Annotated in this window: 1 protein-coding gene; it reads right to left on the bottom strand. The window is 41.0% G+C overall.

The window, feature by feature from the left end; genetic code table 11:
* A partial coding sequence (locus tag ACYP03_RS25610) for a paraquat-inducible protein A (protein ID WP_459782621.1) occupies nt 1-293 on the bottom strand: 293 nt, incomplete at both ends.

Genomic DNA, 293 nt, shown 5'->3' on the forward strand with positions numbered 1-293 from the left:
TGACGAACAAGTCCATCATTGACCATTTACCGATCCATTGAATGATACGGTAAAGCCTCATTCTGTGTAAGTGATTGATCTTTCTTTTACCGTGGATGCACAGAAGAATAAATGCAAGTCCAAGTATTTTGGCAACGGGCACAACGATACTGGCAAAGAAAATCAGAATGGCGATGCCTTCCATACCTGTATTGATGAGAGACGCGACACCAGTGAGAATAGTGTCTTCAATACGCTTACCGTTGTTTAAAAATATTGATATCGGGTAGGTGTTAGCCGGGATGATGAAAATA

Source organism: Photobacterium sp. R1 (assembly GCF_054600795.1).